The organism is Roseovarius sp. CH_XMU1461, assembly GCF_037027165.1.
Lineage (GTDB): Bacteria > Pseudomonadota > Alphaproteobacteria > Rhodobacterales > Rhodobacteraceae > Roseovarius > Roseovarius nubinhibens.
The window spans coordinates 142,708-168,349 of sequence record NZ_JAYMDV010000004.1; the positions used below are offsets into that span (position 1 = coordinate 142,708).

A 25,642-nucleotide genomic window follows, 5' to 3' on the forward strand; every position below is an offset into this window, starting at 1 on the left:
TTTTGGTCCTTAGTCGAGAATGAGCTGGGGCGTGCCGAGCACGTCCATATCCGGGGTGATGCCGAGGCCGGGGCCTTCGGACGGGGCGATGCGGCCCCTGTGGCGGGTCGGTCCATCGGGGGCGAGGCGCGGGCCCACGTAATGCGAGAGATCGCAGGTGTTCATCAGCCCGCGCGCCGGGGTGGCGGCGGCCAGATGCAACAGCGCGGCGGTGGTCACGTCGCTGCCCCAGGTGTCTTCGATACACATGCGGGTGCCGAGAGCGAGGCAGAGATCGCGGGCCCGTCGGGTGGCCGAGAGCCCGCCGAATTTCGACAGTTTCAGCGCCACCGCATCCATGCAGCCGCGCTTGTGCCCGTCGAGCAGGCTGGCGATGTCATGGGCGTTTTCGTCGAGCTTCATCGGCAGGCCGGTGGCAGCGCGCACGGCGGCGCATTCCTGGATGGTGCGGCAGGGCTGTTCGAGCATCACGTCGAGATGGGCCACGGCGCGGCCAACGCGGCTGGCGGTGAGACTGTCCGAGCCGCAATTCCAGTCGCCATAGACCAGCGGGCCGGGGCCGACCGCCTCGCGCACGTGGCTGAGCCGGGCCACATCAGCCTGCCAATCGCCATCGGCGCCGAGCTTGACCTGGAATTGCGTCATGCCCTGGGCCTGGGCGTCGCGGGCGATGCGCGCCATCTCGTCGGGGGCGACGCAGGTGATCGAATGGTAGAGCGGCATATCCGCCATCGCCCGCCCACCGAGCAGCGCATGGAGCGGCAGGCCTGCGGCGCGGGCGGTGATGTCCCACAGCGCGATGTCGAGGGCGGATTTGGCGTAATCATGCCCCAAGAGATAGGCGTTGCAACGCTCCATCAGCGCCTCGGTCCCGAGCGGGTCAGCGCCAAGGAGGATCGGCGCGAGCTCGGTCAGCGCCGGGGCCACGCCATCCGCATAGGCGGGCAGGTAATGCGGGATCGGGCAGACCTCGCCCCAGCCCGACAGGCCGCTGTCCGTGTCGAGCCGGATCAGCGTCGTGATGGTGGTGTCGCAGGTCTTGCCGCCCGCCATGTAATAGGTCTCGTGGCTGGTGAGCGGGATGTGCCAGAGGCTGAGCCGGGTGAGTTTCATGAATGTGGGTCCTTGGGCAATGGGGGGCGAGGGGGCGTTGCCCCCGGCCTGCGGCCTCCCCCAGGATATTTCGAGCCAGAAGAAGTCTTAGTCATAGCAGGCCACCGGTCGGCCCAGCGCCTCGGGGTCGGGGATCACGCCGAGCCCGGGGGCGGAGGGCGGCGTGGCGAGCCCGTCGCGGTTGCGCGCACCTTGGCCCGGGATCGGATCATCGGCGAGATGGGCATGGCCCAGCCAGGAGGCGAGGCGGTTGGCCTCGGGCGTGCTCGCGGCGAGATGTAGCGCGGCGGTGTCGGCCAGCGCCGTGCCGCCCACATCCTCGATATGCATCTGCCAGCCGACCGAGACACCGAAATCGCGGATCTGCCGGGCGCGGGTCAGCCCGCCGACGCGGTTGGGCTTGACCTTGACGCCTTCGCAGGCGCCGCGCGACCAGGCGGATAAGTGATCGGAGAACTCGTGCAGGCATTCGTCGAGCATGATCGGGTTGGCGACGCGCCCGGCCACATGGGCGCATTGGTCGAGGGTTTGGCAGGGCTGTTCGATCCAGTCGCGGGCGCGGACGGAGTTGAGCACCTCGACCGCGATGGCGGGGGTCCAGGCGCGGTTCACGTCAAAGGTCACCCGGTGGCCGTCCGGCAGACCGCTGGAAATCGCCTCGATCCGCGCGATGTCCTGTGCCGGGTCGCTGCCGCCGATCTTGGCGGAATGGGTGCGATAGCCCTGCGCCGCGGCCTCGGCGATCAGGCCGAGCATCTGATCCGGGGTGCCGGTGGATATGGAGGAGTTGATCGGCACCGGCGTCGCGGCCTCGCCCCCCAAGAGCTGCCAGAGCGGCAGGCCCGCGACCTGGCCCAGAATGTCCCAGCAGGCCATGTCGATGGGGGATTTGACATAAGGATGGCCCGGCAATTGCAGATCCATCACCCGATTGAGATGATCGAGGCTGCGCGGGTCGAGCCCCAGAAGATGCGGCGCCAGCGTGGCAATCCCGGCGCGCAGCCCGGGGCCATGGGCGGGCAGGTAGCTGTGCCCCCAGGGGCAGCCCTCGCCCCAGCCGGTGACGCCCTCATCGGTGTCGATGCGCAGATAGGTGCTGTCGAGCCGGTCGAATTTGAGCCGGCCGCCCGACAGCCAATAGGGCTTGGCCAGAGGCAGATCGAGGTGAAAGACGGTGAGCCGTGTGATGCGCATGCTGCAGGTCCTTGGGATCAGGGCAGGGCCCAGTCGGCGACGGGGGCGCCGAGGCTGTTGAAATCGGGGGTGACGCCGAGACCGGGGGTGTCGCTGGCATAGAGGCGGCCTTGGTGGACCGTGGGGCCGCCGCGCCCGGTCGAGCGCGTGTTGTAATTCATCAGGTCCGTGGAGTTGATCAGAAACTCCTCGGGTGTGGAGGCGGCGAAATGGGCCACGGCGGCGCTGGCGATCTCGCCGCCCCAGCTGTCTTCGGCCACCACGGGCATGCGGTTGTCGATGAGAAAATCGCGGGTGCGGCGTGCCTTGCTGAGCCCGCCGAGATTGGAGATCTTGAGACAGCAGATTTCGGCGCCCCGGTCGGCCACGATGCGCTGGGCCATCTGCAGCCCGGTCACGCATTCGTCGAGCTTCATCGGCTGGTCGGCCACGCGGCGCACCTGTTGGCATTCCTCATAACTGCGGCAGGGTTGTTCGAGGATATAGTCGAGATCGCGTGTGGCACGGGCGAGGCGGATGGCATTGTCGACGCGCCAGCCCTGATTGGCGTCGGCCATGGCCTTTTCGCCCGGTTCGAGCAGCGGCAGGCAGGCGCGGATGCGGTCGATATCGCTCTGCCAGTCGGCGCCGACCTTGATCTGGAACTGGCGGTAACCGGCGGCGCGGTGGCGGGCGAGCTCGGCCCGGGTTTCGGCCGCGCTGCGCTGTGGGGCGACGCGGTACATCGGCGCGCCATCGCAGAGCTTGCCGCCCAGAAGCATCCAGACCGGTTGGCCGGTGGCCTGGCCGAGGATGTCCCAGAAGGCCGCGTCAAACGGGGCCTTGGCATAGCCATGCCCCTGCACGAGGTGATCCATCAGCCGCTCCATCCGCCCCACCTGTCGCGGGTCCTGCCCGAGAAGATGCGGCGCGGCGAGCCGGGCAAAGGCGTCGACCCCTTCGGAATGGGCGATCATGTAATTCTCGCCGCAGGGGGTGAATTCGCCACAACCCTGCAGCCCGGCATCGGTGTCGATCACCACGACAGAGGCACGGGCGACCGTGATCGCATTGCCTGCGCCCCAGCCATAGCTGCCGTCCACATAGGGAAGATCGGTCTTGTAGAGGCGGATGCGGGTGATGCGCATGGGCGTGGGTCCTGAGGCGGTGGGTCGCTGGGGCGTCTGTGGTCAGTCGGCGCGGGGTTTGAGCTCGATCTCGACAAAGCTCATGGCGGTGTCGCCCGCGTTGATCACGTCATGTTCGCCGCCCGCGTCCCGGGCATAGGCGGTGCCGGCGGGCACGGTGACTTCGGTCACGCTGTCGTCGGGATGAACGAGCCGCATGTGGCAGTCGGTGATCGTGGTGATGACGTAATCCATCTCGTGCCGGTGCCAGCCGGTGTTTTGGCCCGGCTCAAAGTCAAACCGTGTGACGCGGGTGCGGGCGTCGTCGATGAGGGTGGTGGCGGTGCAATGGCTCATGTCGGGTCTCCATAGGTCTTGACCGGGGTGCCGAGCGCGTCGCGGTTGACCCGCAGCCCGAGGCCGGGATCGGAGGGCGCAGAGGCGCCGCCGTCGCGCAAGGGCGCGTCGATCTCGGCCAGCTCGGCGGTGGTCATGGCGCGGGTGTCGAGGGCGCAGCGCAGCAGATGCCGGGGCGTCGATTGCGCGAGATGCAGGATCGCGGCAAAGCTGATCTGGCTGCCCACGGTGTCCTGCACCGACATCACCATGCCCGCCGCCGCCGCGATGGCACGCTGCCGTAGCATGGGCGTGATGCCGCCCTGTTTGCTCACCTTGAGCCCGACGCCGTCGCAGAGATCGTCGCGGATGGCGGCGATGAGATCGGCTTCGGTCTGGATGAGCTCGTCGAGCAGCAGGGGCAGGGCACAGCGGGCGCGGAGCGATTTGGTCTCGGCCCAGCTCGCGCAGGGGGCCTCGAGCACGATGTCGAGACCGGGCGGCAGGAGCGACAGCATGCGAAGCGCATGTTCCACCGTGAGGCCATTATTGGCGTCGGCGAGATACCATTCACCGGGCTGGCGGTCGGCGAGGCAGGCGGTGATGCGCTCGGCATCGAGCGCGGGGCCGCCCTCGGCCTCGGAGGCGCCGATCTTGATGGAATGGCCCTTGAAGCCCTGCGCCCGGTGACGCGCGACCTTGGCGCGCATCGCCTCGGGCGTGTCGCCGCCGATGGACGAGATCACCGGCACCGGTCCGGCCACACGGCCGCCGGTCATGTCGCAGAGCGGCAGGCGGGCCGCCTGGGCCGCGATGTCCCAGCAGGCGATGTCGAGCGCGGCCCGCGCGTCGCGATGGCCCTTGAGCGTGTCGCGCATCCGGTCCCAGATCCGGTCATGCTGTCGCGGGTCCATGCCGAGGATCGCGGGCGCCAGAAGCTCCAGCGCGGCGCGGGTGCCGCCGGCATGGGCGGCGATATAGGTGCTGCCGAAGGGTGTGCTTTCGCCCCAGCCGGTGAGGCCGGTGTCGGTCTCAATCGAGACGATCGTGGCGTCATAGCTGTGGTATTCGCGGCCCCCGGAGAGGCGGTAGACGCCGCCGCGCACGGGCAGGTCGGTTTGATGGATGTCGATGCGGGTGATCTTCATTGGCTCATTCTCGGATCATCGCCGAGCCCCGCGCCGCGCCAGAGCACGAGCGTCAGGATCGGGTCGGTCAGGGTGGTCATGGCATGCGGCGCGTTGGCGGGATGAAACCGGGTTTGTCCGGGTTCGAGCATCAGATCGGGGGCGTTGCGCAGGTGAAAGAGCGCCCGGCCCGAGACCACAGAGTAGAGCTCCTCTGGCAGGTGTTCATGCCAGCCATAATCGAGCCCCGGCCCCCAATAGCCGACGGTGACCCGCAGGCTCTGGGTCAGGAAATGCCCCGAGGGCCCGGCCAGTTCGAACCAGCCGAACCGGTTGAGGAAATCGCGGCCGACCTCGGCCTCGGTATAACTGTGCCGCCATTCCACATGCGGGGCGGCGGCGACGAGCGCATCGCGCAGGGGCAGGCTCTGATCGCTGGCATGGCCCGGATCGCGGGTCAGGTGGTCGATCACCGGCAGCGCATGGGCGGGCCTGTCGGCCCAGCGCAGATCGTCGGGCCAAGTCGCGAAGGCGCGGAACTCGGGCAGGGCCTCGTGCCAGTCGCGCGCGGCCTCGAGCAGATGGGTCAGGGCAGCGCGGGCGCTCATGCCTGTGCCTCGCCTTGCAGGGCGGGATCGGAGAAGACCGGCCTTGTGTCCATCTCGCCGCGCCAGAGCACCCAGGCGAGCACGGGGCTGTCATGGGTGGTGAGCGCATGGGCCACGCCTGAGGGGTGAAAGACCGTGCCGCCGGGGCCAAGTCTGCGCGGGGCGTGACCGTCGAGATGAAACTCGGCCTCGCCCGCCACGACGAGATAGATCTCTTCGGCCGGGTGGTGATGCGGGGGGTAGTGATAGCCGGGGCGTTGATAGACGAGAAAGCCGCGCATTTCGTCTGTGCCATAGGGGGCGTCCTGACCGAGCAGTTCGTAACAGCCGAAATGCCGGTGCAGATCGGCGCCAATGGCCGTGTGCCGATAGGTGTCACGCCAGCGGGCGATGGGGCCCACGGCGCAGGCGGCGTCGCGAAGCCCTTGCCAGCGCGCGGAGGTGTCGCCCGGTGCATCCTGTAGCGTGGTGGCCAGCGGGTCAGGGCGTGGATCGCCGGGCTGATCACGCAGGGCGTCGGGGAAGGCGCAGAAGTCGCGCAGTTCAGGGGTCGCCCCATGCGCCGCGCGGGCCTCTTGCAGAAGGGTGGTCCAGCGTGGGTCCATCACGGCACCACGACGATATTGCCGGCATGGGCCTTGTCGATGAAGGCCGCCTGCGCCTTGGGCAGATCGCGCAAGGGATAAGTGGCGGCCAGCATTGGCCGCAGCTCGCCGCGTTCGATATAGGTGACCACGTCGGGGAAGATATGTGGCGGGATCACGGTCGAGCCGGTAAAGGTCAGATCTCGCAGGTAAAATGTGCGCAGGTCGAGCTCGACCATGGGGCCGGCGATGGCACCGGAACAGGTGTAGCGGCCGCCGCGTTCGAGGACATCGATGAGCTGGGGCCAGAGCGGCCCGCCGACCACATCGGCGACCACGGTGATCTTTTCATCGCCAAGGGCCGCGCGCAGATTGTCGGGGCTGCGGGGCAGGATGAGATCGGGGCCGAGGGCGGCGACTTCGGCATGTTTGGCCTCGGAAGCCAGCGCGATGGTGCGAGCCCCGCGGCGCTTGGCGAGCTGAATGAGCGCGCCGCCGACACCGCCCGAGGCACCGGGGATCAGCACCGTGTCGCCCGCCGCGACATTGGCGCGCGACAACATGCCCTCGGCGGTGGTGTAGGAGCATTGGAATGTCGCCAGTTCGGCATCCGAGAGATCGCTGTTGACCACCATGATGCCGCGCGTGTCGGCCTTGGTGTATTCGGCATAGCCGCCATCGCATTCCGAGCCGTAATAGCCTGTTTTATCTTTGTTATCCGGATCAGACCAATCGCGGAGCCAGCCGTCCACCATGACCCGTTTGCCAATGAAGCTCGGGTCGGTATCGGGGCCGACGGCGACCACGCGGCCCACCACATCGGCGCCCTGGATGCGCGGGAAGGTGATGGGCCGACCGCCCCATGTGGGGTCTTCGTCATCGACCGTTTCATAGGCGCCGCCGGTGGTCGCCTGATCCACCGCCTTGGAGTACCAGCCGGTGCGTGTGTTGACGTCGGTGTTGTTGAGACCGCAGGCGCCGACCTTGATCAGGACCTCATGTTGCGAGAGCTCTGGCACCGGCCAGTCTTCGTGCCATTCATAGGCGTCGAGGTCGCCATGGCCCTTGAGAACCATGGCTTTCATCGTCTTGGGGAGGTCGGTCATCACATCAAATTCCTTGGGTCGGTTTTGCGTCGGTATTACGGCGGTAAGACGACTGTGCGTCATGCGGGGATCTGGGCCGCATCAGTGCGGGGCAAAAGCCCCTCGGGATCATAGGCCGGCGCGCCGAGAATGCGGGCCGGGCGGGGGGTGCCTGCGATCACCACCTCGACCTCGGTCCCGGCAACGTTGGCCTCGGGCCTGACATAAGCAAAGGCCAGAATTTTGCCGCAGCTATGCCCGTAGGCGACAGAGGCTGTAGAGCCCACGACCTTGCCCTGCAAAAGCACCGCCTCGCCGCCATGACCGTCATGCGCGCCATCGGGGGCGATCTCGAGATAGGCGCAGACAAAGCGGCGGGCGGGGGCGAGCGTCGCCTCGCGGCCGATATACGCCTTGTCGGTGCGGGCAAAGCGCAGCACATCGGCCTCGGCCAGTGTCACCTCATTGGTGAGCTCGCCCGCGCCCTTGAAGCCCTTTTCCATCCGCATCGCGTTCATGGCGAAACTGCCATAGTCGGCGAGACCCAAAGGCGCGCCCGCGGCCCAGAGCGCGTCATAGACGGCAAGCGCCGCGTCGCGGGGCATGTGGAACTCCCAGCCCAGCTCTCCGGCATAGGACATGCGGAAGGCCCAGAGCCTGTGACCCGCCACGGTGATCTCCTGCGCGGTGAGCCAGGGGAAGGCGGCATTGTCGAGCGGCGCATCGGTACAGGCGGCAAGGATGTCGCGGGACCGGGGGCCGTTCAAGGTGAGCGCGGCCCAGTCGTTGGAGCGCAGGGTCACGGTCACATCGGCCGTGCCGCGATGGCGGTCGAGATGATCCAGAAGCCGCTGTTCAAAGAAGGCGGCACAGACCAGATAGAAGCGATCAGAGGCGAGGCGCACCACGGTGGTCTCCAGCTCGATCCGCCCGGCCGCGTTCAGCATATGGGTGAGGGCGATGCCGCCCGTCTTGCGCGGCAGGCGGTTGGCAACGAGCCGGTCGAGCAGGCTCTCGGCCTCGGGGCCCGACAGCTCGACCTTGGTGAAGGCCGAGATGTCCATGATCCCCGCCGCCTCGCGCACCGCCCGGCATTCATCGCCCACGACGTCATGCACCGGGGTGCGGCCAAAGCCATAGTGATCGTGCTGGGCGATGCCCTCCTTGGCGAACCAGCGGGGGCGCTCATGGCCATAGACCTCCTCAAACACTGCGCCCTTGGACTTGAGCCGGTCATAGAGCGGCGAAGGTTTCACCGGACGGCCCGCCAGACGGTTGAAATGCGGGAAGGGGATTTCATGGCGGAGGCAGTAATCCTCCTTGGCCTTGATCACCTGCCAGTCCTTGGTGGCATAGCTGCCAAAGCGGCGCGGGTCGTAATCGCGCATCGAGATATCCGCCGCGCCATGCACCATCCAGCGCGCCAGCTCGCGGGTGAGGCCGGGGCCCCAGCCGATGCCGATCTGGGTGCCACAGCAGCACCAGTAGTTGCGCACGCCCGGCGCGGGGCCGATGAGAGGGTTGCCATCGGGCGGGTGGCTGATCGCGCCATGGACCTCGCGGGTGATGCCGCGCTCGGCCAGAACGGGCATGCGGTTGAGGCTTTCTTCGAGCCAGGGCATGACCCGGTCGTAATCCGCGTCAAACAGCCAGTTCTCGTAATCCCATGGGCATTCATCGAGCCAGACCGCATTGGGGTTGGCCTTTTCATAGATGCCGATGAGCCCGCGCTTTTGCTCCATCCGGATATAGCCCGAGACCTTCTTGTCATCGCGGACCACCGGCAATTCGCGGTCGAGCGCCTCGAACTCCGGCACATTCTCGGTCACGAAATAATGGTGGGTCATCGAAGTCATCGGCAATTGCAGCCCCGACCATTCGCCCATCTGCCGGGCATAGGTGCCACCCGCGTTGACCACATGTTCACAGGTGATGGTGCCTTGATCGGTCTCGACCTGCCATTCGCCCGAGGCGAGCTGGGTGATGTTGCTGGCACGGCAGCGGCGGATAATGCGCACGCCCTTGGCCCGCGCCCCGGCGGCGAGCGCCATGGTCACATTGGTCGGATCGACATGGCCGTCATCGGGGGTGTGGAGCGCGCCCAGTACTCCGTCGAGATTGTAGAAGGGATGCAGCTCGGCCACGCGCTGGGGTGAGACGAGATCGATGTTGAAGCCAAGGCTGCGCCCGACGCTGAGCGTGTGGCGGAGCCAGTCCATTTCATCCTCGGTATAGGCGAGGCGGAACGAGCCGCAGCCATGCCAAGTCACCGCCTGTCCGGTCTCGGCCTCGAGCCCGCCGGAATAGAGCCCGATATTGTAATCGACGCATTTGCCCAAGCCATAGGAGGAGGTGGAATGGGTGATCTGTCCCGCCGCGTGCCAGGTCGAGCCGGAGGTGAGCTCGGCCTTTTCCAGGAGCACGGTGTCATGCCCCCAGCCTTCGTGGGCGAGGTGATAGGCAAGGCCCACCCCCATGACGCCACCGCCAACGATCACCACGCGGGCATGGGAGGGAAAGGTTTTCTCGGACATGATCATTTCCTGGCTGACAGAGTCGCAATTTTCCTCGACAGGCTAGGAGAACATATGTACCATCGTCAATCATGAATGACACAAATGTATCAAATCAAGTTCTGGAACGGCTCTCCGAGGAATGGGAGGCCCTGACCCCCGAGGCCCAGAAGGCAGCGCGCTATGTGCTCGAAAACCCGCAGGATGTGGGGATTTCGACCGTGCGCGAGATTGCCGAGGCGGCCAAAGTGAAACCCAACACCTTTGTGCGCATGGCGCGGCAGGTGGGCTTTGACGGCTATGATGACTTCCGCGAACCGTTCCGCGAGGCCATCCGGCGCGGCGCGGTGAGCTTTCCGGACCGGGCGCGGTGGCTGCAGGGGATCCGGAAATCGGGCGCGCTGGGGGGGCTTTATGCCGATCTGGTGGATGCGGCGATGCGCAATGTCGAAGAGACATTCGCGGGGATTTCCTGCGAGAGCCTGACGGCGGCGGCCGAGGCGATCTGGGCGTCGCGGGATGTCTATACGCTCGGCGTCGGTGTCAACAATTCCAACGCGCGCAATTTCACCTATCTCGCCTCGACCGGGATGAAACAGTTTCACGCCATCCCGCAGCCCGGATCGGTGGCGGTGGATGATCTGGCCTGGGCGGGGGAGCGCGATGTTCTCATCGCGATCACCTGTCGGCCCTATCGGCGCGAGGTGGTGGAGGCGGTGAAACAGGCGCGCCAGCAAGGCGTGACGGTGGTGGGCATTTCCGACAGCCCGGCCAGCCCGATCATTCGCGGCTCGGAGCATGGGTTCGTGGTGGCCGCCGACACGCCGCAGTTTTTCCCATCATCGGTGTCGACCATCGCCCTTCTGGAGACGCTGTTGAGCTTTGTCATCGCGGTGGCCAGCGACGAGGTCGTGGGCCGCGTCGAGACATTCCACAAACGCAGGCATCATCTTGGCATGTATGAGGAGGACCCTGAATGACGGCAGAGCTGCTGCACTCTCTGGAGGCGCATTACTATACCGACCCCGCAATTTTCGAGAGCGAACGCAAGGGGTTGCTGGCGCGGAGCTGGCAATATGCCGGCCATGCGAGCCAGGTGCCGAATGTCGGCGATTACTTTGCCTTCGAGCTGGCGGGGGAGAATCTGTTCTGTATCCGGGGCCGCGATGAGGTGGTGCGGGCCTTCTATAACGTCTGCCAGCACCGGGCGCATGAGCTGCTCCGCGAGACCGGCAATGCACGGGTGGTGGTCTGTCCCTATCACGCCTGGACCTATGAGCTGACGGGCGAATTGCGGGCGGGGCCGAATATCAAATCGGTGCCGGGGTTTGACCGGAGCAAGGTCTGTCTCACCGAGGTAAAATGCGAGGATTTCAACGGGTTCCTCTTTGTGAACCTCGATCCGGACGCGGCGCCGATGGATGAGTGGTATCCCGGTGTGCGCGAGGAAATCCGGGCCTATGTGCCGCATGTTCAGGCGCTCGAGCCGCTGGAATGGGTGGAGATCCCGGAGGCCTGCAACTGGAAGGTCTCGGTCGAGAATTACTCGGAATGCTACCATTGCCCGATCAACCACAAGACCTTTGCCGAAGGCGTGGTGAAGCCCGAGACCTATGACATCCAGCCGCTCGAGACGGGCTATGTGCTGCGCCATACGACGGAATGTCAGAACCTTGAGAAGATGACCTATCCCATTGATATGTCGGTGGAACATGCGGGGGAATACCGGAGCTGGTTCCTCTGGCCGATGTTCTCCTTCCAATGCTACCCGGGCAATATCCTCAACACCTATCACTGGCGGGCGGGGGCGGTGGATCGCTGTACCGTCTGGCGCGGCTGGTACACGCCGGGCGGGGCCGAGAGCGATGTGATCCGGGGGCTGGCGAAACAGGATCGCGAGACCACGGTGGAGGAGGATATTCACCTCGTCGAGAGTGTCTTTCGCGGGCTGAAATCGCGGGGCTATACGCCGGGGCCCTTGGTGATCGATCCCAAATGCGGGGTCAATTCCGAGCATTCGGTGGCGACGCTTCAGGGCTGGATGCGCGAGGCGGTGGCGGGCTGAAATGCCCTGTCGGTAACACGTCGGTAAAGCGACGGTAACGCGGCGGTTGCGAAAACCGCCGCGTTTTTGCGTGGATTAGCCCTTGCGGCGGGGCGGTTCGCCGCCGCCGGGACGGGGGCCGGGTTTGCGCGGCTGACGCGCGCCGGGCTTGAGACCGCCGGGCGGGGTGAAGCGTTTCGACGTGTCGCGCCCGTCGCGGGCGGGCTTGGCCGCCGGTTTCGCGCCGGGTTTGCCAGCCGGTTTACCGGCAGGTTTACCGGCAGGCTTGCCAGCCGGTTTGCCCTCGGCTTTGCCAAAGCTCTTGCCGGAAGGCTTGCCGCCCGGCTTGTCGCCGAACTTGCCAGAGGGTTTGCCACCGGGCTTGCCCGAAGGTTTACCGGAGGGCTTGCCGCCCGGCTTGTCACCGAATTTGCCAGCGGGCTTGTCGCCAAATTTGCCCGAAGGTTTACCAGCAGGTTTTCCGACGGGTTTGCCGGCCGGTTTCGGGCTCTTGTGTTCGACGGCATGGGTTTCGGTCAGCGGCCGGGGTTTGCTGCGCGGTTTGTCGGCGCGGGGCTTGTCGCTGCGCGGTTTGTCGCCCCAGGGCTTGTCGCCGCGGGGTTTATCACCGCGGGGTTTGTCACCCCAGGATTTCTCACCACGGGGTTTGTCACCACGGGGCTTGTCGCCCCAGGATTTCTCGCCACGCGGCGGGCCGTCATGGCGCGGTTTGCCGCCTGCGGGGCGCGCACCGCGATGGGGTTTCGGCGCGGGGCGGCCAAGGTCGGGCATCTCGTCGAGCTGGCGCACAGTGATGCCATCCTCGAGCGTGTTGTTGTCGAGCGCGTCGAAAAAGCCCGAGACCGCCGGGGTCGACAGTTCGACATAGGTCTCGCCATCCTGCACGCGGATTGCGCCGATATTGGCCTTGTCGAGATTGCCGGAGCGCAGCAGGAGCGGCAGCAGCCAGCGCGCCTCGGCCCGGTCCTTGCGGCCGACCGAGAGCGAAATCCACGTGGCGGGGCCGAACTCGGCATGATCGCGGCGCGGTGCGGCTTTGCCCGCCTCCGGGGCGCTCAGCTCTTCGGGGGCGGCGTGACGGGTGCGGAAGAGACGCAGATAGGCGCCGACCACGGCCTCGGGGCTTTGCTCGGCCAGCAGGCGCGCGGCAAAGGCGGTTTCGGCCTCGGTCAGCGGCGTCTCCCAGGCGGGATCGGCGAGCAGGCGGTTTTCATCCTGTTCGAGGATCGCATCGGCAGAGGGCGGCAGCGTCCATTCGGCAGTGATCTTGGCGAATTTCAGGATGCGTTCGGCCTTTTTCAGATCGCGCGGCGCGACGATCAGCGCCGAGACGCCCTTGCGCCCGGCGCGGCCGGTGCGGCCCGAGCGGTGCATCAGGCTCTCGGTGTTTTTCGGCAGATCGGCATGGATCACCAGATTGAGATTGGGCAGGTCGATGCCGCGCGCCGCCACATCGGTGGCGACACAGATCCGGGCGCGCCCGTCGCGCATGGCCTGCAGCGCGTGGCTGCGTTCCGATTGGCTCAGCTCGCCCGAGAGGCTCACCACGGCAAAGCCGCGATTGGCGAGCCGGGTGGTCAGGTGGTTGACCGCCGCGCGGGTGTTGGCAAAGACGATCGCCGCCTCGGCATCATGAAAGCGCAGCAGGTTGAAGATCGCCGCTTCGCCTTCGCCATGGGCGACGCGCAGCGCCTGATAGGCGATGTCGGCATGTTGCTCGGTGCTGCTGACGGTGTTGATGCGGCGGGCGTCGCGCTGAAACTGGCCGGCGAGCCGGGCGATGGCGGGCGGCACGGTGGCCGAGAAGAGCAGGGTGCGGCGGTTCTCAGGCGCGGCTTCGAGCATGAACTCGAGATCTTCGCGAAAGCCGAGATCGAGCATCTCATCCGCCTCGTCGAGCACCACGACGCGCAGGTCGTCCATGTCGAGCGAGCCGCGCGAGATATGGTCGCGTAGCCGCCCCGGTGTGCCAACGACGATATGCGCGCCACGTTCCAGCGTGCGCCGTTCGTCGCGCATATCCATGCCGCCGACGCAGGACGCGATGCGCGCGCCGGTCTCGGCATAGAGCCAGCGCAGCTCGTTCATCACCTGAAAGGCCAGCTCGCGCGTCGGGGCCACCACCAGCGCCAGCGGCGCGGCGGCGGGGCCGAACACCTCGGCCTCGTCAAGCAGGGTGGGCGCCATGGCGAGGCCGAAGGCCACCGTCTTACCCGAGCCGGTCTGGGCCGAGACCAGCAGATCGGAGCCGATGAGATCGGGATCGGCCATGGCCTCTTGCACGGGGGTGAGGCTGTCATAGCCACGGGCGGCGAGCGCGTTGGAAAGGGGGGGTATCATGGGAAGGGTATCCTGGGGGTTGCGGCGGGGAGGGCCGGAGGCAGGCGGCCGGGCCGCGAAACCCCGGCTCATACGCCGCTTTGCAAGGATTGTATATGGGCAATCCGCATCGCGCAAATCGGGGCGGGTTTCGGCGCATGGGGGTGTGGGCGGGTGTTTGGGTGTTGGGGGGAGTGGGGGGGCGCTGCCCCCAAGGCCTGCGGCCTTTCCCCCGGGATATTTGGGGCCAGAAGAAGCGGGGGGCTGTGGGCTGCGGTCGAGTGGCGGCGGCTGGCCGTTGGGGGCAGTTGCCAGTTGCCCCGCGCAGGCAGAGGCTTTAGGTGTCGGGAAAAGGCATGAATTCGAGGCGAAGACCATATGAAGCGCGCATTGATCACCGGGATCACCGGGCAGGACGGATCCTATCTGGCGGAATTTCTTCTGGAGAAAGGCTATGAGGTGCATGGGATCAAGCGCCGCGCCTCGCTGTTCAACACTGACCGGATCGATCATATCTTTGAGGACCCGCATGCGCCGGACCCCAAGCTCAAGCTGCATTATGGCGATCTGTCGGACACCTCGAACCTGACCCGGCTCATTGCCGAGATCAAGCCGGATGAGGTCTATAACCTCGGGGCGCAGAGCCATGTGGCGGTGAGTTTCGAGAGCCCGGAATATACCGCGGATGTGGATGGGATGGGCACGCTGCGGCTGTTGGAGGCGATCCGCTTTCTCGGGATGGAGAAGACCTGTCGGTTCTATCAGGCCTCGACCTCGGAGCTCTATGGGCTGGTGCAGGAGACGCCGCAGCGCGAGACGACGCCGTTTTATCCGCGGTCGCCCTATGCGGTGGCCAAGCTCTATTCCTACTGGATCACGGTCAATTACCGCGAAAGCTATGGCATGTATGCCTGCAACGGCATTCTCTTCAACCATGAGAGCCCGCGCCGGGGCGAGACCTTTGTGACCCGCAAGATCACCCGGGGCCTCGCCAATATCGCGCAGGGGCTCGAGCCTTGTCTTTACATGGGCAATATCGATGCGCTGCGCGATTGGGGCCATGCCAAGGATTATGTGCGGATGCAGTGGATGATGCTGCAGCAAGATGCGCCCGAGGATTTCGTCATCGCCACCGGTAAGCAATATAGCGTCCGCGATTTCATCCGCTGGTCGGCGGCGGAGCTGGGGATCGAGCTCGCATTTTCGGGGGAGGGCGTGGAAGAGGTCGCGACCGTGGCGGCGGTCACTTCGGACAAGGCGCCGGCGGTCAAGGTGGGCGATGTGATCCTGCGCATCGATCCGCGCTATTTCCGGCCTGCCGAGGTCGAGACGCTGCTTGGCGATCCGACGAAGGCCAAGGAGAAGCTTGGCTGGGTGCCGCAGATCACCGCGCAGGAGATGTGCGCCGAGATGGTCGAGGCCGATCTTGTGGCGGCGCGGCGGGCGCGGCTGTTGCGGGATCATGGCTATGAGACCTCTGTGACGCGCGAGGGCTGAGGCGATGCAGGGCAAGCTGTTGCTGACCGGGGGCTCGGGCATGGTGGGGCGCAATATCCGCGCCCATGGCCGTGCTGCCAACTGGGAGATCCTCGCGCCGTCGAGCCGGACGCTCGATCTGACGGATGCGGGCGCGGTGCGCGACTATATCGCCGAGACCAAGCCCGATCTGGTGATCCATGCGGCGGGGCGGGTCGGCGGTATTCAGGCGAACATGGCCAACCCGGTGAGTTTCCTTGAGGAAAACACCGCCATGGGGCGCAATATCGTCATGGCGGCCTGGCAGGGCGGGGTGCGGCGGCTCATCAACCTGGCCTCGACCTGCATGTATCCGCGCGAGGCCCAGAACCCGCTGCGCGAGGAGATGATCCTCAGCGGGCCTTTGGAGCCGACCAATGAGGGCTATGCGCTGGCCAAGATCATGACCATGCGGCTCTGCGAATATATCCGGCGCGAAGATCCGCGGGCGCAGTACAAGACGCTCATCCCCTGCAATCTCTACGGTCTGCATGACACGTTCGATCCCAAGGCTTCGCATCTCTTGCCGGCGGTGATCCACAAGCTGCATGTGGCGCGCGAGACCGGGCAGGCGGAGGTCGAGATCTGGGGCGATGGCACGGCGCGGCGCGAGTTCATGTTCGCGGGCGATCTGGCCGATGCGGTGCTGCGCGCCGCCGAGGATATCGAGGCGCTGCCCGATGCGATGAACGTGGGGCTCGGCCATGACCATTCGATCAACGACTATTACCGCGTGGCCGCCGAGGTGATCGGCTGGCAGGGGCGGTTCACCCATGATCTCAGCAAGCCGGTGGGGATGAAGCAGAAGCTCTGCGCCACCGACCGGCAGGAGGCCTGGGGCTGGCAGGCCCAAACCTCTCTCGAAGAAGGGCTTGCCCAGACCTATCAGCATTATCTCGAAAGGACGTCTTCATGAGCGTCAGATTCCCTCTCGCCACCTCGTCCTGGGATCAGGCGGAGCAGGATGCGCTGCAACGGGTGATTGCCTCGGACATGTTTTCCATGGGGCCGGAAGTGCGCGCCTTTGAAGAGCAGTTCGCCCGCCAGTTCGGCAGCACCCACGCCATCATGTGCAATTCGGGATCCTCCGCCAACCTGCTGATGACGGCGGCGCTGTTTTACCATTCCGACCCCAAGCTGCGGCTCGCGCGCGGCGATGAGATCATCGTGCCGGCGGTGAGCTGGTCCACCACCTATTACCCGCTCGGGCAATATGGGCTGCGGCTCAAATTCGTGGATATCGACCTCGAGACGCTGAACTATGATCTCGACGCGCTGGCCGAGGCGGTGAGCGACAAGACCCGCGCCATCATGGTGGTGAACCTGCTTGGCAATCCCAATGATTTCGCCCGCATCCGCGAGATCACCGATGGCCGCGACATCGTGATGATCGAGGACAATTGCGAAAGCATGGGCGCGACATTCGAGGGCAAAGAGGCCGGGACCTTTGGCGTCATGGGCAGCTATTCGGCGTTTTTCTCGCATCATATCTCGACCATGGAAGGCGGGATCGTGGTGACGGATGATGAAGAGCTCTATCACATCATGCTCAGCCTGCGGGCCCATGGCTGGACCCGCAACCTGCCGAAGTTCAACCATGTCACCGGCGAGAAGAGCGACGATCCCTTTGAAGAGAGCTTTCGCTTTGTGCTGCCGGGCTACAACCTGCGGCCGCTCGAGATGTCGGGCGCTCTGGGGCAGGAGCAGCTCAAGAAGCTGCCCGGTCTGGTCGAGGGGCGGCGGGCCAATGGGGCGCTGGTGCAGGCGCGGCTTGGCAATCACCCGAAGTTCATGATCCAGCGCGAGATCGGCAAGAGCAGCTGGTTCGGGTTTTCGCTGGTGCTGCGGCCCGATGCGGGAATGGCGCGGGCCGAGCTTGTGCAGCGGCTGAGTGCGGCCGGGTTTGAATGCCGGCCCATCGTGGCGGGGAATTTCGCCAAGAACGAGGTCATGAAATATTTCGATTACGAGATCCACGGCAGCCTGACCAACGCGGATTACATTGACGCGCAGGGGCTTTTTGTGGGCAATCACCATTACCCGATCCCCGAGGCGGTGGACGCCCTGGCGGATATCTGAGGAGGCACGGGCGATGACAGAGACGGCGCATCCCACCATTCACCCGGTGATCCTTTGTGGCGGGTCGGGCACGCGGCTCTGGCCTTTGTCGCGCAAGAGCTATCCCAAGCAGTTCACCGCGCTGGTGGGCAATGAGAGCCTGTTTCAGGCCTCGGCGCGGCGGCTCAGCGGTGAGGGGTTTGGCGCGCCTGTGGTTCTCACCGGCGAGCCGTTTCGGTTCATTGTGATGGAGCAGCTGGCGGCGATCGAGAGCGCGCCGCGCGGCGTCCTGATCGAGCCGGAGGGGCGCAACACGGCGCCGGCGGTTCTGGCGGCGGCGCTGTGGCTGGCGGAGGTGGACCCCGAGGGGCTCATGCTGGTGGCGCCCTCGGATCACGTGATCCCCGACGGCGCGGCGTTCCGTGCGGCGGTGCGGGCGGCGGCGCCCCGGGCGGCGGCGGGCGATCTGGTGACTTTTGGCATTCGGCCGACGCGGGCCGAGACCGGCTATGGCTGGCTCGAGCTGCAGGAGCCGGGCCATGCCGAGGCCGACACGCCGCAGCCCTTGGTGCGCTTTGTCGAGAAACCCGATGCCGAGACCGCCGAGGCGCTGTTGGCGGCGGGGCATTACCTGTGGAATGGCGGGCTGTTCCTGTTCTCGGTGCAGGGCATCATCGCGGCCTTTGAGGCCCATGCGCCCGAGATGATCGCGCCGGTGCGGGCGGCTGTGGCACAGGGCGAGGCCGATCTGGGCTTTACCCGGCTCGCGGCCGAGCCTTGGGGGCAGGTGGCCGAGGACAGCATCGACTATGCCATCATGGAGAAGGCCCGCAACCTCGCGGTGATGCCCTTTGCCGCGGGCTGGTCCGATCTCGGCGATTGGCAGGCGGTCTGGCAGGAGAGCGGCCCGGATGGGGCGGGCAATGTGGTGACGGATCATGCCACCGCGCTCGATTGCGAGGGCAGCCTCTTGCGGTCGGAGAACGCGGCGCAGGAGCTGGTGGGCATCGGGCTGCGCGACATGATCGCGGTGGCCATGCCGGATGCGGTGGTGGTGGCGCCGCGTGGCGAGAGCCAGCGCGTCAAGGAGGCGGTGGCGGCGCTCAAATCCCGCAAGGCGCGGCAGGCGACGGAGTTTCCGGTCGATCACCGGCCCTGGGGCTGGTTCGAGAGCCTGGTCATCGGCGAGCGGTTTCAGGTCAAGCGGATCGTGGTCAAGCCCGGCGCGGCGCTCAGCCTGCAGAGCCATCATCACCGGTCGGAACATTGGATCGTGGTGCAGGGCACGGCGCGGGTGACGGTGGATGACGATGTCCGTCTCGTCGGCGAAAACGAGAGCGTTTATATCCCGCTTGGCGCGGTGCACCGGATGGAAAACCCCGGCAAGGTCGAGATGGTTCTCATCGAGGTGCAGACCGGCAGCTATCTGGGCGAAGACGATATTATCCGCTATGAAGATGTGTATGCCCGTAAATGAAAGTTGCCCATGACGACGGATAAGACGCCTTCGCCTGCCAGCCTGCCGAAGCAAGACCCGCACAAGATCACGCCCAACAAGGAGCGGGTTCTCGAGGTGGCCATTGGCCGCGAGGTGCGCAGCCTGCGTCAGTCGCAGCGCATGACGGTGACCGATCTGAGCGAGGCGACCGGGCTCAGCCCCGGGATGCTGTCGAAGATCGAGAACGGCGGCACCTCGGCCTCGCTCACCACGTTGGTGACGCTGGCGCGGGCGCTGAGCGTGCCGATCACCGATTTCTTCAAGACCTATGAGGTCGAGCGGGGCGCGGTCCATGTCAAGGCGGGCGAGGGCGTCGAGACGGTGCGCGAAGGCACCCGGGCCGGGCATCAGTATCAGCTTCTCGGCGCGCTTGGGGCCAATGCCAGCGGGCTGCAGGTCGAACCCTATCTGATCACGCTCAGCGAGACCTCGGACCGGTTCCCGACCTTTCAACATGACGGGATCGAGTTTCTCTATATCCTCGAGGGCGAGGTGGGCTATCGCCACGGCACCAAGATGTACCATCTCAAGCCCGGTGATTCCCTGTTTTTCGATGCCGATGCGCCGCATGGGCCGGAGGAGCTTTTCAAGCTGCCGGTGCGGTTTCTGTCGGTGATTTCCTATCGGAATCCGGGGGCTGGAACCTAGCCGATTTGCGGGCTTGCAACTGGGCGCGGCTTTGCCCAGTGTGGCGGAATATGATCAAATTTTCCGGGAGGCCCGTGGACCATGAATGACGCAAGTCCCATACCAAATGATCTCGACAGTTTCTGGATGCCGTTCACGTCGTCGCGGGCCTTTAAGGCGGCGCCGCGGTTGGTGAGCGGGGCCAAGGGGCTCTATTATACCACGGTGGATGGCCGCGAGGTGTTCGACGGCACCGGCGGGCTGTGGTGTTCCAATGCGGGCCATGGGCATCCGCGCATCATCGAGGCCATTCAGAAACAGGCGGCGGAGATGGATTTCGCCCATTGCTTCGGGCAGGGCCATCCGATCGCCTTTCAGGCGGCGAGCCGTATGGTGGCGCTGGCGCCCGGGTTCGACCATGTGTTCTTCACCAACTCCGGGTCGGAATCGGTGGACACCGCTCTCAAGATCGCGCTGGGCTATCATTCGGCGCGGGGCGAGGGGCAGCGGCGCATTCTGGTGGGGCGGCAGAAGGCCTATCACGGGATCAATTTCGGCGGTCTGTCGGTGGGCGGCATCGGCCTCAACAAGGGCCAGTTTGGCACGCTCTATCCCAGTGCCCAGCATCTGCGTCACACCAACCTGGCCGAGAACCGCATGTCGAAGGGCCAGCCCGAGACCGGCGCGCATCTCGCCGAAGATCTGGCGATGATCTGCGAGACCCATGGCGGGCATAATGTCGCCGCGGTAATCGTCGAGCCGGTGGCCGGTGCGGGCGGGGTGTTCCCGCCGCCCAAGGGCTATCTCGAGCGGCTGCGCGAAATCTGTGATCAGCACGGTATCCTGCTCATTTTTGACGAGGTGATCACCGGGTTTGGCCGCATGGGCACGCCCTTTGCCAGCCAGCATTTCGGGGTGAAGCCGGATATTTTCACCGCCGCCAAGGGCATGACCAATGCCACCGTGCCGATGGGCGGCGTGTTCACCACCGCCAAGGTGCGCGAGGCGTTTCGCAGCGGGCCCGAGGCGCTGCCGGATCTTTTCCACGGCTATACCTATTCGGGGCATCCGCTGGCCTCGGCGGCGGCGATTGCGACGCTCGACGTCTATCGCGACGAGGGGATTTTCGAGAATGCCGCCAAGATGGCGCCGATCTGGGAAGAGATGCTGCACAGCTTTGCCGATGTGCCGGATGTGATCGACATTCGCAACATGGGGCTCATCGGTGCGATGGAGATCGACCCGAATTCCAGCCGCACCGCGCCGGAGCTGGCCAAGAAGGCCTGGGACATCGGGCTGAGCTTCCGGCCGATTGGCAATAATTTCGCCATGTCGCCGCCGCTCACCATCGACGAGGAGCATATCGGCAAAGTGAAAGATATGCTGACCAAAGTCCTGCGCTAAGCCTGTGTAAAAAAACGACAAAGCGGCCTGATCCCGTGCCCCGGGGTCAGGCCGTTTGCGTCTCTGCAGCGACCTCGGCGCGCAGCCAGTCGGCAAAGGCGCGGCTGGCGGGGGTTTCGGCATGGCGCGGCGGCGGGATCATGAAATAGACCTCGGAGAGCGGCAGGCGCTGATCCGGCCAAGGCTCGATCAGCGCTGAGGTCGCCTGCAGCGCGCGGGTCATGAAGCCCTGGCCCATGGCGAGGCCTTGGCCGTTGAGCGCGGCGGAGAGCGAGATCACATAGGTGGACATGAGTTCGACCCGCTGGCCGGGGGCGAGCGGGCGGCCCGCCGCCTCGGCCCAGCTGTGCCAGCCCGAGAGCACGCCCGCGCAATCCATCAGCGGATCGCGGAGCCAGTCGGGCGCGTCACCCGCAAAGCCCGGAGCGCAGACCGGTGAGAGGCTCTCGGTGAAGAGCAGCTCGGCATCGGCGGACATTTCTTCAGGGCGCAGGAACCAGATCTCAAAGTCGGTGTTGCCGGGCTCCATCTGCGGGCCCCAGGTGGCGGTCATCACGTGGAGTTGCAGCCACGGCAGGGCCTCGCGCAGCCGTCCCATGCGCGGGGCGAGCCAATAGGCGGCGAAGGACATGTTGCAATTGAGCCGGAGCCGGTGCCCCCGGTCGCCGCCGACCAGCGCCCGGGTGCCGCCCGCCAGCAGCTGAAACGCCTCACGCACCACGGGCAAGTAGTTTGCCCCGGCTTCGGTCAGCGACAGGGCGCGGGTGCGGCGCAGAAAGAGATCATGGCCGAGCCATGTCTCGAGGCTGCGCACATGCTGGCTGATGGCCGATTGGGTGAGGTTGAGCTCTTTGGCGGCGAGGGTGAACGACAGGTGCCGCGCGGCGGCCTCATAGGCGCGAAGCCAGGTCAGCGGGGGCAGGTCGGGGCGGCTCATGCTCTATGCGCAATCCATGGATAAGTGTAGCTAATGCCATAGCCTCAAATCCATCGCTCGTCAAAACCCGATGCGCGCCGCAGGATGGGGTGAAACGCAATTGTCAAAAGGAATGCCCCCATGTCCATCGCCGCGCATCTGAGCGAGATCAGCAACCTCAGCCATTGGCAGGAGCGCATTGAAATGGCCGCCGCCTTTCGCTGGACCGAGCGGCTCGACATGCATGAGGGGGTGGCCAATCATTTCAGCCTCGCGGTGAACGAGGATGGCACGGAATTCCTGATGAACCCCAATCAGAAGCATTTCTCGCGCATCAAGGCGTCGGATCTCTTGCTTCTCGATGCCAAGGACCCGTCGACCATGGACAAGCCCGGCGCGCCGGACCCGACGGCCTGGGGGCTGCATGGGGCGATCCATCGCCATGTGCCGCATGCGCGCTGCATCATGCATGTGCATTCGATCCATGCCACCGTGCTCGCCTGTCTCAAGGACAGCCGCCTGCCGCCGATCGACCAGAATTGCGCGACGTTTTTCAACCGCTATGTGATCGATGAGGGCTATGGCGGGCTCGCCTTTGAGAGCGAGGGCGAACGCTGTGCCGGGTTGCTTGGTGATCCGCGGGTCAAGGTGATGATCATGGGCCATCACGGGGTGTTGGTGATCGGCGAGGATGTCGCCGACACGTTCAACCGGCTCTATTATTTCGAGCGCGCCGCCGAGACCTATATCCGGGCGTTGCAGACCGGGCAGGAGCTTCGGGTGCTGTCGGATGAGGTGGCGGAGAAGACCGCGCAGGAGCTGGAGGACTATCCCAGCCAGGCCGCGTCGCATCTGGCCGAGCTGATGGGCATTCTCGACGATGAAGGATCGAATTACGCGAGTTGATCGCGGCAGAGAGCACGCGCAGAGAGCACGCGCAGGGAGGAGAGCGCCGATATGCATGATTTTGCCCATGATCCGGAGGCCGAGCGTTGGAATTATCGGCCAGAGGCGCCGGTGGCGCTCAACCCGCTGTTTCACTGGCCGCCGCGCCCGATGGCGGTGCTGCGCTGGTATCGCGGGGCGTGGCTGACGCTCGGCTCGCTCAGCCTGTGTTTGGCGATGGCGGTGGCTGTCTACCTCTGGGTGATGCCGCCGCTGAGCGAAATGCGGGAGTTCGCGCCGGGCTGGATGATCACCGTCTGGCTGATGAATGTGGTGCCGCAATGCCTGGTGGCGGGGTCGCTGCATTGGTGGCTCTATATCCGGCGCGGGCAGGGGATGCGCAAGAAATTCGACAAGCGCGATCTCACCCGCAAGAACGGCAGTTTCACCTTCCGCAACCAGGTACTCGACAATATCTGGTGGACGCTCGGCAGTGCGATGAGCGTGGCGACGCTGTATCAATGGGGGATATTCTGGGCCATGGCCAATGGCTATGCGCCGGGGATCAGTTTCGACAGCGCGCCCATCTGGTTCGTGCTCTGGATGGGGCTCATTCCGATGTGGTCGAGCCTGCATTTCTATTGGGTGCATCGGCTCGAGCATCATCCGCGGCTCTATCGGCATGTGCATGCGGTGCATCACCGCAATGTCAATGTGGGGCCGTGGTCGGGGATCTCGAACCATTGGTATGAGAACCTCTTTTACTTCACGACCTATTTCATCCATCTGGTCGTGGCCTCGCACCCGCTGCATCTGCTCTATCATGTGTATTTTCAGCAGCTGAGCCCGGTGCTGTCGCATTCGGGGTTCGAGAAGCTCATCGCGCGGGACCGCGAGGCGATGCGGGCGGGGGATTTCTTTCACCAGCTGCATCACCGCTATTTCGAGTGCAATTACGGCACCTCGGAGATCCCGTTCGATCGCTGGTTCGGCACCTTCCATGATGGCAGTGCCGAGGCCACGGCGCGGACCCGGGCGCATAAGACGCAGATGTACACGCGGTGAGGTCTAGCCGCGTGTCATCAGCCGTCCGCGCAGCAGCGTCGAGAGCAGGAAGAGCCCGGCGGCGACGCAGACGATGGTCGGGCCGGCGGGCGTGTCATAGTGATAGCTGAGCCCGAGCCCCGCGAGCCCTGAGAGCGCGCCGATGGCGGCGGCGGCGACGGCCATGCGTTCGGGCGTCGTGGCGAGAGGCCGGGCGGTGGCGGCGGGGATGATCAGGAGCGCGGCGATGAGCAGCACGCCTACCACCTTGATCGCGACGGCGACGACGAGGGCCAGCGCCAGGGTCAGCACCGCCTGTTCGCGCGCCGGGTTGACGCCTGCGGCATGGGCCAGATCGGTGTTGAGCGTCGCGGTCAGAAGCGCCGACCAGCGCCACGACAGAAGCGCCAGCACCAGCGCCGCTCCGGTCCAGATCACCAGCAGGTCGAGCCGCGACACCGCGAGAATCTCGCCAAAGAGATAGGCCATGAGGTCGATGCGCACCCCGTCGAGGAAGGAGACCGCAACGAGCCCTACGGCCAGCGCCGAATGGGCCATGACGCCGAGGAGCGTGTCCATGGCGTGGCCGCGTTGGCTCAGCATCGTGATGGCCACGGCCATGATCAGCGCCACGGCGAGCGCGCCTGCAAAGATCGGCAGCGACAGCGCCAGCGACAGGGCGACGCCGAGGATCGCGGCATGCGAGGTGGCGTCGCCGAAATAGGCCATGCGGCGCCAGACCACGAAACAGCCCAGCGGGGCGGCGGCCAGCGCCACGCCGACGGCGGCCAGTGCGGCGCGGATCAGGAAATCGTCGAGCAGGCTCATTCGGCGGCCTCGTGATCATGCGGGTGATCGTGGTCATGGTCGTGGTCGTGGGCACAGCCGGGGCCGTGCACATGGTCGTGATCATGGCGGTGATTGTGGTCGTGGCGGTAGAGCGCCAGCGCGCCCTGCGTGCCCGAGCCAAAGAGCGCGCGGTATTCCTCGGCCTGGGCCACCTGTTCGGGCGCGCCTTCGCAGCAGATATGGCCGTTGAGGCAGATCACCCGGTCGGAGGCGGCCATGACGACGTGGAGATCATGGCTCACCATCAAGACGGCGCAGCCAAGCTCGGCCCGGACCTGTTCGATCCGCTGGTAGAAGGCCGCGGCGCCGGGCTGATCGAGACCTTGGGTGGCCTCGTCGAGAATGAGCAGATGCGGGCGGCTCAGAAGCGCGCGGGCGAGAAGCACGCGTTGAAACTGGCCGCCGGAGAGCCGCGCCATCTGACGTCCGTAAAGATCGCCAGCCCCGGCCCGGTCGAGCGCCTCGCGGGCGGCGGCGGCGCTGACCCGGCTCGGCAGCGACAGGAACCGCGCCACGGTGAGCGGCAGGGTCGGGTCGATATGAAGTTTCTGCGGCACATAGCCGATGCGCAGCCCCGGCGCGTGGCTGATCTCGCCCCGGTCGGGGCGCTGGGCGCCGATGAGACAGCGCAGCAGGGTCGATTTGCCAGAGCCATTGGGGCCAACCACGGTGGTGATCTCGCCCGCGCGCAGAGTCAGCGAGATGTTGCGCAGCACCGGCGCATCGCCAAACTGGACGCCGAGATCGGTGATCCGCGTCAGGGTCGTGTCTTTGCTCTGGGTCATAGAGGGGTCCG

Annotated in this window: 23 protein-coding genes; 10 read left to right on the forward strand and 13 right to left on the reverse strand. The window is 65.7% G+C overall.

What is annotated here, in order from left to right:
* Positions 1-9: 9 nt before the first annotated feature.
* The 9 genes from WA237_RS13675 to WA237_RS13715 all read right to left on the reverse strand — a co-directional run bounded on the left by WA237_RS13675 (position 10) and on the right by WA237_RS13715 (position 9,687).
* Positions 10-1,113, reverse strand: a complete 1,104-nt coding sequence (locus tag WA237_RS13675; RefSeq protein ID WP_336098293.1) for a mandelate racemase/muconate lactonizing enzyme family protein — start codon at positions 1,111-1,113, stop codon at positions 10-12.
* 87 nt (positions 1,114-1,200) lie between these two features.
* Positions 1,201-2,307: a mandelate racemase/muconate lactonizing enzyme family protein gene (locus tag WA237_RS13680; RefSeq protein WP_336098295.1), complete on the reverse strand. Its 1,107-nt coding sequence runs from the start codon at positions 2,305-2,307 to the stop codon at positions 1,201-1,203.
* Positions 2,308-2,324: 17 nt separating this feature from the next.
* Positions 2,325-3,434: a mandelate racemase/muconate lactonizing enzyme family protein gene (locus WA237_RS13685; protein WP_336098297.1), complete on the reverse strand. Its 1,110-nt coding sequence runs from the start codon at positions 3,432-3,434 to the stop codon at positions 2,325-2,327.
* Between the two features lie 42 nt (positions 3,435-3,476).
* Positions 3,477-3,770, reverse strand: a complete 294-nt coding sequence (locus tag WA237_RS13690; RefSeq protein ID WP_336098299.1) for a cupin domain-containing protein — start codon at positions 3,768-3,770, stop codon at positions 3,477-3,479.
* Positions 3,767-4,897 carry a mandelate racemase/muconate lactonizing enzyme family protein gene (locus WA237_RS13695; RefSeq protein WP_216016527.1) on the reverse strand — a complete coding sequence of 377 codons (1,131 nt, stop codon included), beginning with the start codon at positions 4,895-4,897 and terminating at the stop codon, positions 3,767-3,769. Before WA237_RS13695 ends, WA237_RS13690 begins: the two co-directional genes overlap by 4 nt.
* A complete protein-coding gene (locus WA237_RS13700) occupies positions 4,894-5,484 on the reverse strand; it encodes a dimethylsulfonioproprionate lyase family protein (RefSeq protein ID WP_336098302.1) in 591 nt (196 codons plus the stop codon). Before WA237_RS13700 ends, WA237_RS13695 begins: the two co-directional genes overlap by 4 nt.
* The gene (locus tag WA237_RS13705; protein WP_336098304.1) at positions 5,481-6,089 is read right to left on the reverse strand and encodes a dimethylsulfonioproprionate lyase family protein; all 609 of its coding nucleotides are present in this window, start codon (positions 6,087-6,089) and stop codon (positions 5,481-5,483) included. Before WA237_RS13705 ends, WA237_RS13700 begins: the two co-directional genes overlap by 4 nt.
* Positions 6,089-7,174, reverse strand: a complete 1,086-nt coding sequence (locus WA237_RS13710; protein WP_336098305.1) for an alcohol dehydrogenase family protein — start codon at positions 7,172-7,174, stop codon at positions 6,089-6,091. The genes WA237_RS13705 and WA237_RS13710 overlap by 1 nt, the downstream gene beginning before the upstream one ends.
* Before the next feature lie 59 nt (positions 7,175-7,233).
* Entirely contained in the window at positions 7,234-9,687 is a 2,454-nt protein-coding gene (locus WA237_RS13715; RefSeq protein WP_336098307.1) for an FAD-dependent oxidoreductase, read from the reverse strand.
* Positions 9,688-9,758: 71 nt separating this feature from the next.
* Here WA237_RS13715 and WA237_RS13720 point away from each other — a divergent pair, with 71 nt between their 5' ends.
* Positions 9,759-10,646, forward strand: coding sequence for a MurR/RpiR family transcriptional regulator (locus WA237_RS13720; RefSeq protein ID WP_336098308.1), 888 nt, complete (start codon positions 9,759-9,761; stop codon positions 10,644-10,646).
* On the forward strand, positions 10,643-11,731 hold the full coding sequence (locus WA237_RS13725) for an aromatic ring-hydroxylating oxygenase subunit alpha (RefSeq protein WP_336098309.1): 1,089 nt from the start codon (positions 10,643-10,645) through the stop codon (positions 11,729-11,731). The genes WA237_RS13720 and WA237_RS13725 overlap by 4 nt, the downstream gene beginning before the upstream one ends.
* 75 nt (positions 11,732-11,806) lie before the next feature.
* Here WA237_RS13725 and WA237_RS13730 read toward each other — a convergent pair whose 3' ends face one another.
* On the reverse strand, positions 11,807-14,071 hold the full coding sequence (locus WA237_RS13730; RefSeq protein WP_336098310.1) for a DEAD/DEAH box helicase: 2,265 nt from the start codon (positions 14,069-14,071) through the stop codon (positions 11,807-11,809).
* 357 nt (positions 14,072-14,428) lie between these two features.
* On the opposite strand from WA237_RS13730, the gene gmd reads away from it, so the two are divergent.
* The 6 genes from gmd to WA237_RS13760 all read left to right on the forward strand — a co-directional run bounded on the left by gmd (position 14,429) and on the right by WA237_RS13760 (position 21,152).
* Positions 14,429-15,547 (forward strand): GDP-mannose 4,6-dehydratase, encoded by a 1,119-nt coding sequence (gene gmd, locus WA237_RS13735; protein ID WP_336098311.1) that lies wholly within the window; start codon positions 14,429-14,431, stop codon positions 15,545-15,547.
* 4 nt (positions 15,548-15,551) lie between these two features.
* Positions 15,552-16,481, forward strand: coding sequence for a GDP-L-fucose synthase family protein (locus WA237_RS13740; RefSeq protein WP_336098313.1), 930 nt, complete (start codon positions 15,552-15,554; stop codon positions 16,479-16,481).
* Positions 16,478-17,644: a DegT/DnrJ/EryC1/StrS family aminotransferase gene (locus WA237_RS13745; RefSeq protein ID WP_336098315.1), complete on the forward strand. Its 1,167-nt coding sequence runs from the start codon at positions 16,478-16,480 to the stop codon at positions 17,642-17,644. Before WA237_RS13740 ends, WA237_RS13745 begins: the two co-directional genes overlap by 4 nt.
* 13 nt (positions 17,645-17,657) lie before the next feature.
* A complete protein-coding gene (locus WA237_RS13750) occupies positions 17,658-19,100 on the forward strand; it encodes a mannose-1-phosphate guanylyltransferase/mannose-6-phosphate isomerase (RefSeq protein WP_336098317.1) in 1,443 nt (480 codons plus the stop codon).
* A 9-nt stretch (positions 19,101-19,109) separates the two neighbouring features.
* Positions 19,110-19,769, forward strand: a complete 660-nt coding sequence (locus WA237_RS13755; protein ID WP_009814837.1) for a helix-turn-helix domain-containing protein — start codon at positions 19,110-19,112, stop codon at positions 19,767-19,769.
* A gap of 81 nt (positions 19,770-19,850) precedes the next feature.
* On the forward strand, positions 19,851-21,152 hold the full coding sequence (locus WA237_RS13760) for an aminotransferase class III-fold pyridoxal phosphate-dependent enzyme (protein ID WP_336098318.1): 1,302 nt from the start codon (positions 19,851-19,853) through the stop codon (positions 21,150-21,152).
* 46 nt (positions 21,153-21,198) lie between these two features.
* Here the strand turns inward: WA237_RS13760 and WA237_RS13765 are convergent, their stop codons facing one another.
* The gene (locus tag WA237_RS13765; RefSeq protein WP_336098321.1) at positions 21,199-22,089 is read right to left on the reverse strand and encodes a LysR family transcriptional regulator; all 891 of its coding nucleotides are present in this window, start codon (positions 22,087-22,089) and stop codon (positions 21,199-21,201) included.
* Between the two features lie 120 nt (positions 22,090-22,209).
* Here WA237_RS13765 and WA237_RS13770 point away from each other — a divergent pair, with 120 nt between their 5' ends.
* Positions 22,210-22,974: a class II aldolase and adducin N-terminal domain-containing protein gene (locus tag WA237_RS13770; RefSeq protein ID WP_336098323.1), complete on the forward strand. Its 765-nt coding sequence runs from the start codon at positions 22,210-22,212 to the stop codon at positions 22,972-22,974.
* Between the two features lie 51 nt (positions 22,975-23,025).
* Positions 23,026-24,018, forward strand: coding sequence for a sterol desaturase family protein (locus WA237_RS13775; protein WP_336098324.1), 993 nt, complete (start codon positions 23,026-23,028; stop codon positions 24,016-24,018).
* A 3-nt stretch (positions 24,019-24,021) separates the two neighbouring features.
* Here the strand turns inward: WA237_RS13775 and WA237_RS13780 are convergent, their stop codons facing one another.
* Both WA237_RS13780 and WA237_RS13785 read right to left on the reverse strand, forming a co-directional pair.
* Positions 24,022-24,825 carry a metal ABC transporter permease gene (locus WA237_RS13780; protein ID WP_009814842.1) on the reverse strand — a complete coding sequence of 268 codons (804 nt, stop codon included), beginning with the start codon at positions 24,823-24,825 and terminating at the stop codon, positions 24,022-24,024.
* Entirely contained in the window at positions 24,822-25,631 is an 810-nt protein-coding gene (locus tag WA237_RS13785) for a metal ABC transporter ATP-binding protein (protein WP_336098327.1), read from the reverse strand. The genes WA237_RS13780 and WA237_RS13785 overlap by 4 nt, the downstream gene beginning before the upstream one ends.
* Between the last annotated feature and the right edge of the window lie 11 nt (positions 25,632-25,642).

Bases quoted from the DNA above. Each gene is read 5' to 3' on its own strand.
- WA237_RS13675 (WP_336098293.1), bottom strand. From the start codon at position 1,113: ATGAAACTCACCCGGCTCAGCCTCTGGCACATCCCGCTCACCAGCCAC.
- WA237_RS13680 (WP_336098295.1), bottom strand. From the start codon at position 2,307: ATGCGCATCACACGGCTCACCGTCTTTCACCTCGATCTGCCTCTGGCC.
- WA237_RS13685 (WP_336098297.1), bottom strand. From the start codon at position 3,434: ATGCGCATCACCCGCATCCGCCTCTACAAGACCGATCTTCCCTATGTG.
- WA237_RS13690 (WP_336098299.1), bottom strand. From the start codon at position 3,770: ATGAGCCATTGCACCGCCACCACCCTCATCGACGACGCCCGCACCCGC.
- WA237_RS13695 (WP_216016527.1), bottom strand. From the start codon at position 4,897: ATGAAGATCACCCGCATCGACATCCATCAAACCGACCTGCCCGTGCGC.
- WA237_RS13700 (WP_336098302.1), bottom strand. From the start codon at position 5,484: ATGAGCGCCCGCGCTGCCCTGACCCATCTGCTCGAGGCCGCGCGCGAC.
- WA237_RS13705 (WP_336098304.1), bottom strand. From the start codon at position 6,089: ATGGACCCACGCTGGACCACCCTTCTGCAAGAGGCCCGCGCGGCGCAT.
- WA237_RS13710 (WP_336098305.1), bottom strand. From the start codon at position 7,174: ATGACCGACCTCCCCAAGACGATGAAAGCCATGGTTCTCAAGGGCCAT.
- WA237_RS13715 (WP_336098307.1), bottom strand. From the start codon at position 9,687: ATGTCCGAGAAAACCTTTCCCTCCCATGCCCGCGTGGTGATCGTTGGC.
- WA237_RS13720 (WP_336098308.1), top strand. From the start codon at position 9,759: ATGAATGACACAAATGTATCAAATCAAGTTCTGGAACGGCTCTCCGAG.
- WA237_RS13725 (WP_336098309.1), top strand. From the start codon at position 10,643: ATGACGGCAGAGCTGCTGCACTCTCTGGAGGCGCATTACTATACCGAC.
- WA237_RS13730 (WP_336098310.1), bottom strand. From the start codon at position 14,071: ATGATACCCCCCCTTTCCAACGCGCTCGCCGCCCGTGGCTATGACAGC.
- gmd (WP_336098311.1), top strand. From the start codon at position 14,429: ATGAAGCGCGCATTGATCACCGGGATCACCGGGCAGGACGGATCCTAT.
- WA237_RS13740 (WP_336098313.1), top strand. From the start codon at position 15,552: ATGCAGGGCAAGCTGTTGCTGACCGGGGGCTCGGGCATGGTGGGGCGC.
- WA237_RS13745 (WP_336098315.1), top strand. From the start codon at position 16,478: ATGAGCGTCAGATTCCCTCTCGCCACCTCGTCCTGGGATCAGGCGGAG.
- WA237_RS13750 (WP_336098317.1), top strand. From the start codon at position 17,658: ATGACAGAGACGGCGCATCCCACCATTCACCCGGTGATCCTTTGTGGC.
- WA237_RS13755 (WP_009814837.1), top strand. From the start codon at position 19,110: ATGACGACGGATAAGACGCCTTCGCCTGCCAGCCTGCCGAAGCAAGAC.
- WA237_RS13760 (WP_336098318.1), top strand. From the start codon at position 19,851: ATGAATGACGCAAGTCCCATACCAAATGATCTCGACAGTTTCTGGATG.
- WA237_RS13765 (WP_336098321.1), bottom strand. From the start codon at position 22,089: ATGAGCCGCCCCGACCTGCCCCCGCTGACCTGGCTTCGCGCCTATGAG.
- WA237_RS13770 (WP_336098323.1), top strand. From the start codon at position 22,210: ATGTCCATCGCCGCGCATCTGAGCGAGATCAGCAACCTCAGCCATTGG.
- WA237_RS13775 (WP_336098324.1), top strand. From the start codon at position 23,026: ATGCATGATTTTGCCCATGATCCGGAGGCCGAGCGTTGGAATTATCGG.
- WA237_RS13780 (WP_009814842.1), bottom strand. From the start codon at position 24,825: ATGAGCCTGCTCGACGATTTCCTGATCCGCGCCGCACTGGCCGCCGTC.
- WA237_RS13785 (WP_336098327.1), bottom strand. From the start codon at position 25,631: ATGACCCAGAGCAAAGACACGACCCTGACGCGGATCACCGATCTCGGC.